Below are 13,742 nucleotides of genomic sequence, written 5' to 3'. Positions count from 1 at the left end.
GGTAGTCTCGGTCATGACGTATCGCTCTTCTTGAAGAGGTTCTGGCAGGCTCGACACCCGCCTCGATACGTCGCCCTGCTCACACCGTCATCACCCACATTCCGAAATAACTCCATGCACAGGTACTGCGGCGTCTTCAACGACACCAGCGTCCATCTGCGACACGGCGTCGAGGATCACGGACGTTTCTGCGGGCGCGTCCTTCGTGCCATCAGCGGCGAGCGGATTCAGATCAAGCTCGCTCTGACCCTGATCGGCCTTTGATCCCGAACGGCGCGTGCGACGGACAGGCTCAGCGGCCTCGGAGTTACGCCACACCGGCTCAACGATGCTCGGCAGAATGCGCGGGGCGGCCGCCGGTTCAGCCACTGCTTGCAGCTGTTCCTTCTGAAAGACCTGTGTGGTCTCGACCGGTACCATCTCAAACAGGCGTCTTGACAGGAGTTGATGACGTTGGTTGGGACCGCGGGATTTCTTGATCTCGACAGAGAAGGGTTTTGGATTCCGCTTCATCTCATACGCTGGTTATGAACTTGGCAAAGACGGGGGGCCTACGAGCTTGGTCGGCGAACGTCAACATTCAAATCGATTGTTGCTTTCAGGCTCTGATCTGAAATAGTCCTGCGTTCTGACTATCTCCGGAACACCTTCTGACGTGTTAATGCCGTTCGTCAGAAGCATGAGATCAGCTTCTTGCCTCTACAATAAGCTGCCAATGCTTGGCGGAGGTGGTACTGTTAACCTGAGGCCGGATAGAGATAGGTGCCGATGGCGCGGCCGCCAAGCCAATTCAAGTCAAACGACGAGATCAGTCGCTGTCGCATCGCGACAAGTGGGGAAGGCGCGATCGCGGGCGGCGCGGTACTCATCGGCGGAGAGACAGTGACTGCGGAGTTGGAAGGGATTATTGACCGGAGTGTGCGTGGCGAGAAACTGCTGGGCATGCCGGGCTGATGTGAACCGCCTCATGGGGCGCTCACGGTTTCGGATCGGTGGGCGCGACACCTCACAGTGATTGTTCAAAGAGCGGCTTAGCCGATGTTCAACACTCGGTAGGATTTCGCGTTCGGCCGCGCCATCGGATCCGAGTTTATCGGTCACGACAATCCTGGGCACGTAGCGCAAGCCCTTCAGCAGCTTGCGAAAGAAGCGCCTGGCGGCATTCTGGTTGCGGCGGCTCTGGACCAGCACATCGAGCACGTTTCCCTGCTGATCAACGGCTCTCCAGAGGTCGTGGAGTTTGCCGCGGATACGCACAAACACCTTGTCCATGAACCATTGATCACCTGATTGCGGCCGGCGCCACTTGAGTGTGTTGGCATAAGCCCGCCCGAAGCGCAGGCCCTATTCGCGGATGGTCTCGTCACTGACCACGATCCCTCGTGCCGCGAGGATCAGTTCGACCTCGCGCAGGCTCAGGCCGAAGCTGTGATCCAATCAGACGGCCTGGCTGATGATCTCAGCCGGTAAACGGTAGCTGCGGTACGGATTGGACGTCGTGCTCATGTCCAAGACCGTGCCACAGACCGCCATCTCCCGCCAGCTTGACAGTACCATGGCCAAGAGGCGGGCGGCTGATATCCAGGCGAGCGGCGCCACGTCCCTGCGCCAGGTTGCGGCCGCTCTGAATGCGCGGCACATCAAGACGTCCCGACGCAAGGACTGGGCGCCAACACAGGTGATGCGGATCATGGGCCATGAAAAAGCCCCGTCGGGATCTGTCTGAACGGGGCTGAAGTCTACGGAGGCGGTCAAGGGTTGCGGGCTAGCCTCCGCAATAAGATATGTGGGAGTGACTGCGATGGAATGCAATAGTGAAACGACGCTCTGATACCATCGCAGTTGCATGTCACAGCATTGCAGCACTACAGCCCTATAGGTAACAAACTGTGGGTCTGGGAGCGGTAATTTGCGCCCCTCCAGCCAAACGAACCCTACAGTCGGCGGAGCATGGCCCGGCACATGATCCAGGAGGGGAACATGGACGAATGGCAGACGGTCTTCGAGGACGAGATTGAGGGCCGCCTAGTTACCGTGCAGGTGTACCAGAGCTATGAGGCGGCCGACGGAAACGAGGATGAGGGTCCACCCGTTCGGGTCACGACCACCTCCGTTGATGACTATCCCGGCGTGCTGGAAGAGGAGGATGGCGACAACTCCGACTTCAAACGGGACGGCTCCGGAGCGTCGATCACCCTTGAGCCCTGCAGTCTTGATGACCTTGAGGGGGAACTGATGGAGGTCGGATTCAGCCCGGAAGCTGCGACCACGATAGCCAGCAAGATTCCGGTGTGAACGAGAGCATAAGGGATTGTGGGGCAACGATGCCGTCCGTAACCCTGGCTCTCATTGCACTGCCGCTGATCGGGCTTGATGCCGCCTTTTGGAGGGGGCCTCTCACGGGCTGCCTCAGGAGACCTCATGCTCTCCGATCTGATAGCCCTTGTATTCCACGAGGTCCGCTTTCTCACGGTGTGGGGATCAGTCATGGCTGTGATGGCAGGTTCTGGCTCTGTACAGGGGCACCTTAGACAGTCGCCGTAGCGTTCTGCTTGGATGGGCTAGTGGGTGGCTCGTTTGTACCGTTCACGCACGCTTCGGCAAGAAGAGCATCAGCTCACCTGGGTTTTCACAGACATAGCGAGCGAACTTATCCGGCCTTCCGTGCCCGGCTTGAACGGCCTCAAGCAAACCAAGACCATCCAGCAGATAAAGAAGGATGGCCTTGCGAATCCTCACTGTTCCGCCAAAGACCGGCAGGCCGATTTCATCCATCGTGATCATCGCTTGCGATGGAGTCAGGTCGGGATGGGGTGCAATCCTGACTTCGACAAACTCAAACCACTCCCGATCAGCAGCCCCATCCACCCATCCCTGATCATTGATCAGGGATGCAGATCGGACACGACTGACGCGAAAGTCGCGAAACGCGGCAGCCTTTCGGCAATATGCCCTGAACCGCATGATCAAGTGATCGACCACGAACGTATGAGGGCAGACAACACGCTTCGTTGGCATATCGCTGGTGATCGATTGATACTCGATCAAGGCAGGAATTCGGCCCAGACGGGACGCCATCAAGGTCTGCACGATGCTAGCCGATGCGGATTGCCACGGAAGGATTAATTCTTCAAAGCCGAGGCGATGGCGCATGCTCGGATATCGGCTTAGAAATTCCTCAAGGTCCCCCGCCGCCGAAGGGTCGAAGGCTTGATCGCGAACCCAGCATTTGCGGCCTTCATCGTAGGTGATGCCGGGCGTTTCCTGCGCAAATCCTCGCAGATCAATCGAGGCTTGCTGTGGGGAGATCGCGAACTCCTCCCTGAGATCAGCGCTTCGAACCGCACCCGTCCACGCCAACATATCGTTAATAAAGCGATATCTCTCCCGGATTTGGCGCTCGCCCCGACGAAAAAAATTTGTGTCTTCCATTGACTGGATGGTCCTCAATCGAGCCGAAGGATACCCTGAGACCGACCACATGTGAAACTCGCAGGAGTTGCTCGATGACCGTCGCTTCCGCCCAATCCAACAGAGCAGAATCCTGCAAGTCAGGAAATAATGCTTCGGATCGCCGCGTTGCCGATATAGCATCTTAGACGCTGTTACGGGGCGCGACCTCCTCACCAGGACGGTTTGGAACCATGGATGATCGAAGTGACCTTCATCTAGAGGGGCAGGCGAGCACAGCCGCCATTCAAGAAGACCTGCTCGCCTATTTTGGCTCGCGGGCATCCCCTCAAGAGCTGCCCGTCGAAAGCCCAGCCGCATGGTCTGATGACCTAATGGCTGCCAGGGGCGCGGCTCGACGCGACACACCGGCTGCGAGCCTCGATCTGAAGCGTCGGGCGGCAGGACTGCGTTATGTTCAGCCCTTGGCGGATCTCGAGTATAGTCTTTCCAAGGTCGCATCCGAACACAAAATGGAACTGGATGGCTACCGCATCGGCCTGCGTCTCATCCGTGACGTCGCCCTGTTGAATACCTTCGACGACGGACCGACGAATTCGCAGCTTCGGGGCATGATTGCCGAGGCCGTGTTTGAGCAATGGCCTGATATCAGTCACCCTGTCCTGGTACAGCTTGCGACGCTGACGCTCCAGATTCTCGAAAACCAACGATCCAAAGACGTCGATAAACGGTTCGAGGTCAATGTCTTCGATCCGATCAGCCGAACGATCGAGAAACTCCGATTCCGTTATCTTGAGTATACACGATCCCAGAGCGGCGAATACCGCTATCGCGTCAGCGACGAAGCAGTCCTAGTCTATGGGGCGCTGGCCGACCACGACCTTGATCGCGACCTTCAAGGAGCGCTCCATAAACTCGTCGAAGAGGCCATCCGGCATGGCCAGATGGAAAGAGCTGAACGGATCTCGCGTGAGGCCCGCGGCCTCGCCCGGCGCATCTATTTGCGGATTCGACATCTGATCTCGGATCTTTTGACGAATGCGAGGGCGGTGTCCTGGCAGGCTGACCTTCAAGCGCCCGTCGAAGACGCACGATCCCATCTTGAGAAGCGGATCACCGATCATGAGCGGCTTCGAGAGATCGTGATCGAACGCAGAGGCGAGGTCCAGGAGACGGAAACCGCAACCCGTCTCGATCAGTTCATGGAAGATCTTGAAGAGGAGCGAAATGCGATCAACCTCCTCCTGAAGGAACTCAACTCAGCCCATCAGAAGTTCATGGATGCCCAGGCGGCAGCTTTCCGGTTTCGGCGGAGGGCTCACCTCCCGGACCCGAAGGAAGTCGCGACGTCATTGTTAACCATGTCAGTCGAGGCAATGGACCGGACCATTCCCGGCATCCTTCGGACCATGGCACCGATTGATCCGATCAGGTTCTTCGATCTGGACCGTCTTCTGGTGGCCCTGCGGGATCAGGTCGAACAGGACATCGTGCCGGACCGAATGCGGCAGGTCGCCGATCAGCCTGTTGGGTCGTTGTCATCCTTCTCCGCCGAAGAACGGGATGAGGCCCAACAGATCGTCGCGAGGGTTCTCGCGGAACCCGGCGATCTCACAATGGACGACATCTTCGCCCGCATCGACGCTCGTGCCTCCAGCATCAGAGTCCGGCGTGTTGCCGGCATGCTTTTGTATGGACTGTACGGGATGGGCGCCCGGAAGGCCCGCCGCGACGTTGTCATCGACGGCCAATTCGAGAATGATCTTTTCGAGGGAAAGCGCCTGGTATTTCCGCTCCGGAGAACATCATGAGTCTTACCAGAGACGAGGTGGGAGCCATTTCAGCGTTCGAGGCGGCCGTTCGGCTCGTGGACAGTGCGCTTCTGCACCCCGGCGGACCATCGGATCCCGCCTACCAAGCCCTGGTCCACCGCTATCAGGACGACGGTCAGATGCAGGCTTGCGTCAACGATGTCGCGCGGGCAAAGGACATTCGCGTGCTTTCCTGCGAAGCCCCCTTTGGCCTCCTCTATGTCGCCGAAAAGGATTGCCGCCTGACCCAGTCGCTCTCGAAAATCCCGCGCTGGTCGCAAGCCTCTCCCCTGATCAGGGGTGCGATCGCGGCTGGAATTCCGTTTGTCGCGGCATGCTTCTATCCGACCTCGGACACGGTCGAGGATCCAAAGCACCTGCCGCCGCCGAGGAGCACCTTGGAGATTGCACAGGATTTCGTGGATGCCTGCAAATCCATCGCGACGATGGAAAGCGATGACCGGCCGGCGGAGCAGCTCTGGCGCGGGATTCTCGACATTCGCGAGGTGGAGCCCGATCCATCCGGAAAGACCCGAAGCCGCAAGCCGGATACCGTGGAAGGGGTCATTGCCCTCGCCATCGCTCTGATGGTCGACTGGGGATACCTCAAGTACATGAGCACCGACGACAAACGGGTCTACCCGACCCGCAAGCTCCCCGCCGCCATGCGCGAGAGCATTGTCCCTCATTTCTACGCCGTCGCCCGTGAATACAGCCAGTCGCAGCAGGAGTCGGGTTCATGAGCCATATCCGTCGCATTTACCTGTGCAACGTCGGGCAGGCGACGTCCTGGCGTCCGCCTCAGATTCAGAAGATTTTCAAGCCGGAGATCGGCCTTGAGCCGTTCACGATCATGGAGCTCGAGAACGGCGGCGGCAAGACAACCGACATTTCGTTGGGACTGGCCACCTTCGAGCCGTCGCTCCGCCGCTTCCTGCCGGCCATCGCAAAGGAGGACTCCGACGGCGGACAGGCGCGCTATTTCTCCGACTACTTCAGTGAGGATGGCCTGCCCGGCATGGTCGCGATGGAGTTCATCGTCCCGAGCACGGCGACAGCGGACAGGATCGTCATCGTGGGCTATGTCGTTACCCGGCGCGAAGCCGAGGGGAAAGGACAATTCAGGCGTGACTTCTTTGTGATCGAGCCCCTGCCCGATCTGGTCACCGCCGACGTGCTCGCGACCCTGCCGGGTTCCGGAGAGGAAGGTGCCTATCCGGAACTTCGTTCGCACAGGGACATCCAGGCCTGGATCAAGCACATGCGCGGGCGCGGCGATATCGTTTTCGATCATGAAGACCGTCAGGACCGCTGGCAGAAAATGGCAGCCAGCCATGGCATCGACCTGCGGCTGCTCGGAATGCTGGTCGACGTCAATCGCCGCGAGAGCAATGGCGACATGGGCTTCTTCTCATACCGCACCGAGCGGGAATTCCTGACAGCGCTCACGGGAAGCCTGTTCGAGGAAGACGAACTTGCCTCCCACTACGAACATTTTTCGCAAGGGATCGCAAAGATCCGATCGATGGAGCCCCGACAGGCGGCAATGGAGCAGCTGACCGTTCTGCATGACAACGCCAGCCGTTTCAGCAGAGCGGCCCGAGAATACAACAGCGCCATGAAACAACGGGAGGATTCGACCGTTTCCATGGGACGGATCGTCGCCCGGATGCGGGCAACCGAGTTCGAACTCGACGGGCAGATCCAGCAAGGCCTTCAGACGATCGATCACCTCACGCTCGAACGAGAAAATGCCTCCGAACGCTACGAGGAAATGCAAGGACAGGGCGAAGGCTCGTGGTCGACCTTCTACAAACTGACCTGTGCCGATGCCGCAGAACGGCATGAGCGCGCTATCGGCGCCGTTACCACTGTCAAGCGGGAGATCGCAGCTCTTGGCCTTGTTCGTCTTCTGGCGAGAGAGGCTAAGACCGCGGAGGATCTCCGGGACGTTCGAAACAAGCTTCAGGAGCAGGAAGAAGGTCTACGGCCATTCATTGAGTCCGAGGCCCGTGCCCGCGGCGTTCTGATCGCGATCCTCTGCCGACGGAAGGTTTCCCTTCAGGATCAACGCCAGGCAGCGGACAGTGAAAGGCAGAATGCCAACGCAGAGATGGAGCAGTCTCGCAACGCGTCCCGTGCCCTGGTAAAACGCCGGCAGGATCTTGAGGGGCAAAAGGTACGCTCCGAGAGTGACGTGGCCGAAGCAGAGCGGGCCCGTTCCGAACGGATCGCGGACGGGCATCTGCAGGAGAGCGAAACGGCCACCGGCGCGATCAAACGGATCCAGGCGGAGGAAGAAGCAGCCCGAATTGCGCTGAGCGAGTGGTCTGGGGCGATTGTCCGAGAGCGCGAGGCCATCGCCTCCCTTGAGAACGTGAGCGGCGAGCTTCACGCCAAGATCGAGGAAGCCCGCCAACGCAAGACCCAGATCCAGGAAGCTCTGCGAGGCGAAGAGCACCTTCGGGCGCAATGTAACATGTCCGAGGAGGTTACCCGCTTTCTCGAAGGGCCGGTTGACCCAGGATTGCCGCGACTTCAGGAAACGCTGCGGGAGCGCGCCGAAGACCTGCAGCGGGAAATCCTTGCCGGTGAAATTGTCCTCAGACGCAAGGAGGACATGGCAAAGGCGGTCGAAGCCTACGGGGTGGCCTTTGATCGGCCTGACGCCCAGCGCATCTTGGAGGCGCTTCACCGTGCCGGGCTCCGGGAGGCCAAGGCGGGCGGCTTCTGGCTCTCCCAGACCGTCCTGGATCCGACGAAGGCCCGCGCGATCGTCGACGCCGATCCTTTGCGCCTGGACATCGTTGTTCCCACTGCGGCCGACCTTGCCAAGGCCACGGCGATCCTGGAGCGAGAGACGCCGGACATCCTTTCTCACGTTGCCATTTCCGTCGCCCGGGATGTCGTGCCGGATCAGGATCCTGAACGGATCATTGTGGGGCCGCAGGATGATGCAGCCTGGGTTCGATCCTCAGCTGTCCGATTGGCCGAGGATACCGCCACCGAGCGGCAGCGCCTGAGTGCCGAGGGGAATCGCCTCAGGATCGAGGCTGAGGCTTTCGTCCGGATCGGCGCTCTGGTCGAGACTTGGATGAGAACCTACGGACCGCGCTGGGTCGATGATCAACGAGCGGCCCTCGATGCGGCGGAGACGCGGATTGAACATCTGACAGGAGAAGCCGACCAGGTCCGGCAGGAAATTGCCCAGAGGACCCAGACGGTCGGCGAGCTTCAGGATGCCGTGCGCGAGTACGAGCGGAAAACGGAGGACAGGCGGCAGGCTCTCAAGCACCTCCTGCGACTTCGCGATATCGAGGCAAAGGCCGCTACGGCTCGAGAACGCCTCGCCGAGATCTATGCGGAGATCAGCGGGATCAAGGAGCAGCTGGAAGTCGTTGAGCACCGGATTGCCGAATGGGCAGCTATCGAGCGGACGGCCTTCGAGCGTTCGGTCAAACTGGGTGTGTCTCTTAAAGAGATCGACGCCAAGTTGGTCCGGTTGGGCGATGCCGCTACGCCCGCGGAGGTTCCTGATCTCGCTGTTGAGGATGCGGAGGCCTCCTGGGTGCGTCAGAAGGAAGATCTTGACCGCAAGCGGAGCGGCATCGATCCGGGCCTGACCGTACGGGAATCCTCCCTGGTTGAGAACTTGGAAGCCATCCAATCCGAAATTGCCGACTTCTGTAACCGCGAGGGTATCACCCGGCAGGATGGCATGCGTTTCCTGCCAGAGGCTCATGTCCTCGACGATCTGACCGAACGGGCCAGGAAGAGACTAGCCAGTCACGACGCGGAGGTCAGGGCCGCATTTAGGGCTCTGCACGAGGTCGAAACCGCCCACGACAAGTTCCGGCAAGAACGGAAAATCTCACGCTATCCAGACCTTCCCTATGAAAACCCGGAGGACGCACAGGTCGCAGCCCAAGCGTTCGGCGCCGAGGCCGCTGCACAGCTAAGGCGCCGTGAGGCAATCGACGAAAAAGAAAAGGCCGTGGCGCTCCTGATCAGCGATCTGAGGACGCAACGGACACGTGTCAAGGATTGGTCCGATAACCTACCGGCAGGGTTCGCTCACATCCTTCCCGACGGACACGCCATTGCCGACCTCGGCGCCGAAATGAAACACTTCAAGGAGATGGTGGAGCACAGGGACCGGGCGATCGAGGCGGCCCGGAAGTGGAAGGAGGATGCCACCGAAATTTCCCAATCGATCCTGAAGCAGGTGACGTCCGACACCTTCAAGAGTGTCGATCCAATGGTTGCCGAGAACATCAGGACGTCTTCCCTTGAGGCCCTGCTCCAGAGCGGCGATGAGTTGGAGGGGCTTGTCTTCGACCGGATTGCAAGCATCAAGGATGACGTCGAAAACCTTCATCGGCAGATCGATCTCCTGACGGATCTTCTCAAGCGGTTCGTCGGACAAGGCTTCAGGATGCTTCGTGATGTCATGAATGTGCGCATTCCGGACGATTCGCCCGTCCAACCTGGAAAGGCCATCGTGAGGTTCCGGACCGGGGTCGTCGACATCCCGCAGGAAGCCCGGGACCGTGTTATGGCGACTGTCATTCTGGAGATGGCTCGGGATCAGCGGACTCCGAGGGATGGAGCCCATCTTCTGGTCGATCTCATGCTGAAGCTTACAGGCAGCGACATGGGAACTCAGGTTCTCAAACCCACGCTCGTTGACGGCCAATATGACCCGTATAACAAAATGACCCACAGCGGCGGCGAGAAGATGTCGGTCGGCATGATGTTCTTTGCCGGCATCGCGCGCCTGCGGGCCAAGGCTCTCAGAAAGCCGATGCGGCGCTGTGCCGTGCTGATCCTTGATAACCCTCTCGGAGCCCTCACGAGTCCGGATCTCTGGAGGAGCACTCTCTCTGTCCTGAAGGCGATGGATGTGCAGATCATCGCCTATACGGGTGTCATCGATCACAATGTCCATGAGATGTTCCCGTACCACGTCGTGATGGGCCGGTTTAGAACGCCGGATGGCTCTGAGATCCATGTTCGACCGGTGGATTATCAGCGCAAGCCGCTGCCAGAGGCGGCATGATGTCTGATGCGATCCGGCTTCTTGCCGAGCTGCGAAAGGGCAGGCGCCAGACGGTCATCCGAGCCGAGCTCCTCGTCTGTGCACGGTGCTTGTTCCTGGAGAGCGACAAGCAGCTCCCAAGGCGCCTGCGAACGGCATTGGAAGACCTGCAGGGCAACGGATCGATCCGGCTTCCTTCGATCCGCAACAAGGAGGCTTGGGACCGGTCAACGGTTCCTCCCCTGCCCCACCAGATTTCCCTAAGGGCGGTCCCGAAGGAGCGGAAACAACGGTCGGAAGCGGCTTGGACGCCTGAGTTCGCGTTCGCGTCGCGGATTCAAGCCAGTGCGAAACGTGATGCTCTCGTGGCAATCAATGACCATTTCGCCCGGAACCGAGGGCCATGGGACCGCATGGTGCCGTATCGCATCCGGAGCGCCCAGATCCTCAATGACGAGAAAGCGTTTGACCGGCTTGGCCTCATCGAAGGGAATACGATCTGTGGCCAAGCGCCCCTATCCCTGATCGGTGCCTACAATCCCGACCTCCCCCTCGTACGGGAGGATGCTGCGGCCGCAAGTACGACCGTCCTCATTGTCGAAAATGCCCATGCCTACGACCTGATCGCCAGTTTGAACCGAGAACTGAGTGTCTATCGTTCCGTCCTTTGGGGCGGCGGCAATCGGGTGACCAAACGGACGATCTCGGCCCTATCCCTGCGCCGTGCCCTCAGCGCATGCCAGGCGAACAGGATTGAGTACGCCGGCGATCTCGACCCAGAGGGCATTCGGATCGCAGCGAATCTTCATGCCGAACTCGCCAAGGAAGGGATGGCCCTTCACCCGGCGTCTGCCTTTTATCGGGTCATGCTTGAGATGACGCCCTTCCCGATGGCGACACAGCAGCAGCCCGTTGGCGACGCAATCGCTTGGCTGCCGGAAGAGCTCAGGGCCGACTCTGCCTCGCTGTTCGAGCGCGGCCACCGGGTGGCCCAGGAAGTGCTGGACGTTCCTCAGGTGACCACGGCTCTCCGGCAGCGGATCGGCGACACGGCCGCTAAAATGACAATAAGGCAATCCTACCCACAGTAGTCTGCGTTTCCGGGAGACATAGCGAGCAAGCTGCCGAGGATATCTTCTCCTCCGGTCGCACCCTGCCACCATTGAACCGGTCACGACAATTCTTGCCAAGCACTTGTCCGTTCAATGAGTAGTGTAGTGAAGGTTCTGCAAATCGCCTGAGTGGGGCGGTCATGGCAGGATGGTGATGTTCGACGTCACGCCCTCCGAGAGGAGCCCCACCATGACCAGCACCAAGGATAAAGCTGTCGCCGCTGCCATCAAGGAGCTTCTGAGCCATAACCCGGACGGGCTGCGCGAGATCGTGCGCCCCGCTTTGCAGGAGATGCTCGAGGCCGAGATGAGCGATGCGCTCCAGGCCGAGAAAGGCGAGCGCACCGCAGCCCGGCTCGGCTACCGCTCGGGCTACTACAGCCGCACGCTGGTCACCTGGGTGGGCAAGCTCGAGCTGCCGATGCCGCAGGACCGCGGCGGGCGCTTCTCCACCGAGCTGTTCGAGCGCTATCAGCGCTCCGAGCAGGCGCCGGTGGCCACGCTCGCCGAGATGTACGTGCCGGGCGTCTCCACCCGCAAGGTCACGGCGATCACCGAGGAGCTGTGCGGCCACAGCTTTTCGGCCTCAGCGATCTCCACGATCAGCAAGCGCCTCGATGACAGCCTGGCCCAGTTCGCCTCGCGCCGGCTCGAGGAGGCGTTCCCGTACCTGATCCTGGAGCCCGTTACGAGAAGGGGCGCGAGGGCGGCCTCGTCACCTCGCAGGCGGTGCTGATTGCGGTCGGCATCGACTGGGACGGGCGGCGCTAGATCCTCGGCGTCGAGATGGCCAACCGGGAAAGCCAGTCCGCCTGGAAAACCTTTCTCCAGGGCCTGCGCGAGCGCGGGCTGTCCGGGGTAGAGCTGGTGGTGGCGGACGATCATGCCGGTTTGAGAGCGGCAATCCGCAAGGTGCTGTCCGAAGCAGCCTACCAGCGGTGCTACGTGCACTTCCTCAGGAACGCCCTCGATCACCTGCCGCGCAAGGCCGATGATGACTGCCTGCAGGAGTTGCGCTGGCTCTACGATCGCCGCTCGGTCGAGGAGGCCCGACGGGATCTGGCCGCCTGGATTGCCAAGTGGGAGACGCGCTACCCGCGCCTGGTCGTCTGGGCTGACGAGACGATTGAGGAGACGCTGACCTTCTACCGCTTGCCGAGTCAGCATCATAAGCACCTCAAGAGCACCAACATGCTTGAGCGCCTGAACGAGGAGATCCGCCGGCGCACCTACGTGGTGCGGATCTTCCCGAATGCGGCCTCATGCTGCCGGCTGGTGCGGGCACTGGCGGTCGAGACCCATGAGAACTGGCTCGAAGCGCACCGCTATCTCAACATGGACGACCTGAGGGAGCACGAAAAGGATCAGCTTCGCGAAGCCGCCTAACCAACCTGACCGGCCGCCCGGCTTTGCAGAACTTGACGCACACAATATCGCCGCTCCATTGCCTTGACAGCCGGGGAGAGCGGGAGGCGAGAACGGCCCGGGCTCTATCAATGCTCAAGCGACACCTGCCGGTTTCAGTTCACGGTCACAATATGAACAGCTCTGCACGCCACCAAGCTGCCCCTACGGACTTGGCTCCCCGGCCTGTGGCTGATGCTGCAGTCGGACAAGGGCATCTCCTCCATCCGCTGGCCGAAGCGCTCGGTGTGAGCCAGCCGACAGCCTGGCGCATGGGCCATGTCTTGCGCCTGATGGTCGGGCGCGAGCAGGCCTTGGATGGGACGGTCGAGATCGACGGCTTCTATCGTGGTGGCAAGCCGCGGCGGGAGATGCACCGATCGCCGCCCGGTCGTGGAAGCGAAAGCGAGTCCAAAACCTTGAAAACACCGGCACTTGTGGTCGTGCAGAGACCGCCGGATCTGAGCATTGATGCCTCGCCTAGAGAGGCGCATGCCACGGTTATCGAAGATCTATCGGAGTCCGAGGCCAACCGGGTGCTCACGGAGGCTGTTGATCCCAGGGCTCATTTGATGAGCGATGATTGGAAGCATTCGTGCCATTATAGGCAGCGCCTTCGCGGCCCATGACACCGTCTCCCATTCCGCTCGCGAATATGCCCGCGGTCGGGTTCACATCAACTCAGCTGAGGGCTTCAATGATCGGGTGCGCCGCACTGTGTCGGGTGTTTTCCTCAGCTGAGCGTGAAGTGCAAATAAAGCCAGACCGCATGCCGGATGATCTCGGGCAGGAATTGATGTCGAGCATAGGAGATGGGCTGCATCTCCCTACTCTCCCGCGCATCAACCCAATCCGTCAGCGGTTCCGGTGACAATGTCATGTCGCCCGTGGTCTCGGCTCGACGTGCACGGCTGTCGATTGGCTTCATCGCCGCCTTCCGGAGGGGACCCTCTTAACGGCTGCCCC

Annotated in this window: 11 protein-coding genes and 1 pseudogene; 9 read left to right on the top strand and 3 right to left on the bottom strand. The window is 60.3% G+C overall.

What is annotated here, in order from left to right; genetic code table 11:
- Nucleotides 1-264 (top strand): hypothetical protein (locus DC522_RS35535; RefSeq protein WP_205769844.1); only part of this gene is annotated, 264 nt, incomplete at its 5' end.
- Nucleotides 265-795: 531 nt separating this feature from the next.
- Here the strand turns inward: DC522_RS35535 and DC522_RS29915 are convergent.
- Complete coding sequence (locus DC522_RS29915; RefSeq protein WP_371680865.1) at nt 796-1,272, bottom strand: transposase; 477 nt, start codon at nt 1,270-1,272, stop codon at nt 796-798.
- 232 nt (nt 1,273-1,504) lie between these two features.
- Here DC522_RS29915 and DC522_RS29910 point away from each other — a divergent pair, with 232 nt between their 5' ends.
- Together DC522_RS29910 and DC522_RS29905 are read left to right on the top strand one after the other, a co-directional pair.
- Complete coding sequence (locus DC522_RS29910) at nt 1,505-1,726, top strand: recombinase family protein (protein ID WP_116532136.1); 222 nt, start codon at nt 1,505-1,507, stop codon at nt 1,724-1,726.
- Between the two features lie 254 nt (nt 1,727-1,980).
- Nucleotides 1,981-2,295: a hypothetical protein gene (locus DC522_RS29905; protein WP_047190527.1), complete on the top strand. Its 315-nt coding sequence runs from the start codon at nt 1,981-1,983 to the stop codon at nt 2,293-2,295.
- Nucleotides 2,296-2,586: 291 nt separating this feature from the next.
- Here DC522_RS29905 and DC522_RS29900 read toward each other — a convergent pair whose 3' ends face one another.
- Entirely contained in the window at nt 2,587-3,432 is an 846-nt protein-coding gene (locus DC522_RS29900; protein ID WP_133239409.1) for a WYL domain-containing protein, read from the bottom strand.
- A gap of 212 nt (nt 3,433-3,644) precedes the next feature.
- On the opposite strand from DC522_RS29900, the gene DC522_RS29895 reads away from it, so the two are divergent.
- From DC522_RS29895 to DC522_RS29870, 6 genes and pseudogenes are all read left to right on the top strand, one after another.
- Complete coding sequence (locus tag DC522_RS29895; protein WP_133239408.1) at nt 3,645-5,222, top strand: hypothetical protein; 1,578 nt, start codon at nt 3,645-3,647, stop codon at nt 5,220-5,222.
- Nucleotides 5,219-5,965, top strand: a complete 747-nt coding sequence (locus DC522_RS29890; protein ID WP_116532133.1) for a hypothetical protein — start codon at nt 5,219-5,221, stop codon at nt 5,963-5,965. The genes DC522_RS29895 and DC522_RS29890 overlap by 4 nt, the downstream gene beginning before the upstream one ends.
- Complete coding sequence (locus DC522_RS29885; RefSeq protein WP_116532132.1) at nt 5,962-10,281, top strand: hypothetical protein; 4,320 nt, start codon at nt 5,962-5,964, stop codon at nt 10,279-10,281. Before DC522_RS29890 ends, DC522_RS29885 begins: the two co-directional genes overlap by 4 nt.
- Nucleotides 10,278-11,351, top strand: coding sequence for a DUF2399 domain-containing protein (locus DC522_RS29880; protein ID WP_116532131.1), 1,074 nt, complete (start codon nt 10,278-10,280; stop codon nt 11,349-11,351). Before DC522_RS29885 ends, DC522_RS29880 begins: the two co-directional genes overlap by 4 nt.
- Nucleotides 11,352-11,562: 211 nt before the next feature.
- Nucleotides 11,563-12,758: pseudogene (locus tag DC522_RS29875) on the top strand (IS256 family transposase).
- Nucleotides 12,759-12,964: 206 nt separating this feature from the next.
- Entirely contained in the window at nt 12,965-13,405 is a 441-nt protein-coding gene (locus tag DC522_RS29870) for a transposase (protein WP_165820378.1), read from the top strand.
- A gap of 104 nt (nt 13,406-13,509) precedes the next feature.
- On the opposite strand, the gene DC522_RS29860 is transcribed toward DC522_RS29870, so the two are convergent.
- On the bottom strand, nt 13,510-13,704 hold the full coding sequence (locus DC522_RS29860; protein WP_116532128.1) for a hypothetical protein: 195 nt from the start codon (nt 13,702-13,704) through the stop codon (nt 13,510-13,512).
- Nucleotides 13,705-13,742: the final 38 nt, after the last annotated feature.

It is taken from the genome of Microvirga sp. KLBC 81 (assembly GCF_003075415.1).
Lineage (GTDB): Bacteria > Pseudomonadota > Alphaproteobacteria > Rhizobiales > Beijerinckiaceae > Microvirga.
The sequence above is the reverse complement of the archived record's forward strand: the minus strand, read 5'-3'. Positions and strand labels throughout refer to the sequence as shown.

What these genes read in the sequence shown, in the direction of transcription:
- DC522_RS29915 (WP_371680865.1), bottom strand. Translation starts at nt 1,272, where the DNA reads ATGGACAAGGTGTTTGTGCGTATCCGCGGCAAACTCCACGACCTCTGG.
- DC522_RS29910 (WP_116532136.1), top strand. Translation starts at nt 1,505, where the DNA reads ATGTCCAAGACCGTGCCACAGACCGCCATCTCCCGCCAGCTTGACAGT.
- DC522_RS29905 (WP_047190527.1), top strand. Translation starts at nt 1,981, where the DNA reads ATGGACGAATGGCAGACGGTCTTCGAGGACGAGATTGAGGGCCGCCTA.
- DC522_RS29900 (WP_133239409.1), bottom strand. Translation starts at nt 3,432, where the DNA reads ATGGAAGACACAAATTTTTTTCGTCGGGGCGAGCGCCAAATCCGGGAG.
- DC522_RS29895 (WP_133239408.1), top strand. Translation starts at nt 3,645, where the DNA reads ATGGATGATCGAAGTGACCTTCATCTAGAGGGGCAGGCGAGCACAGCC.
- DC522_RS29890 (WP_116532133.1), top strand. Translation starts at nt 5,219, where the DNA reads ATGAGTCTTACCAGAGACGAGGTGGGAGCCATTTCAGCGTTCGAGGCG.
- DC522_RS29885 (WP_116532132.1), top strand. Translation starts at nt 5,962, where the DNA reads ATGAGCCATATCCGTCGCATTTACCTGTGCAACGTCGGGCAGGCGACG.
- DC522_RS29880 (WP_116532131.1), top strand. Translation starts at nt 10,278, where the DNA reads ATGATGTCTGATGCGATCCGGCTTCTTGCCGAGCTGCGAAAGGGCAGG.
- DC522_RS29860 (WP_116532128.1), bottom strand. Translation starts at nt 13,704, where the DNA reads ATGAAGCCAATCGACAGCCGTGCACGTCGAGCCGAGACCACGGGCGAC.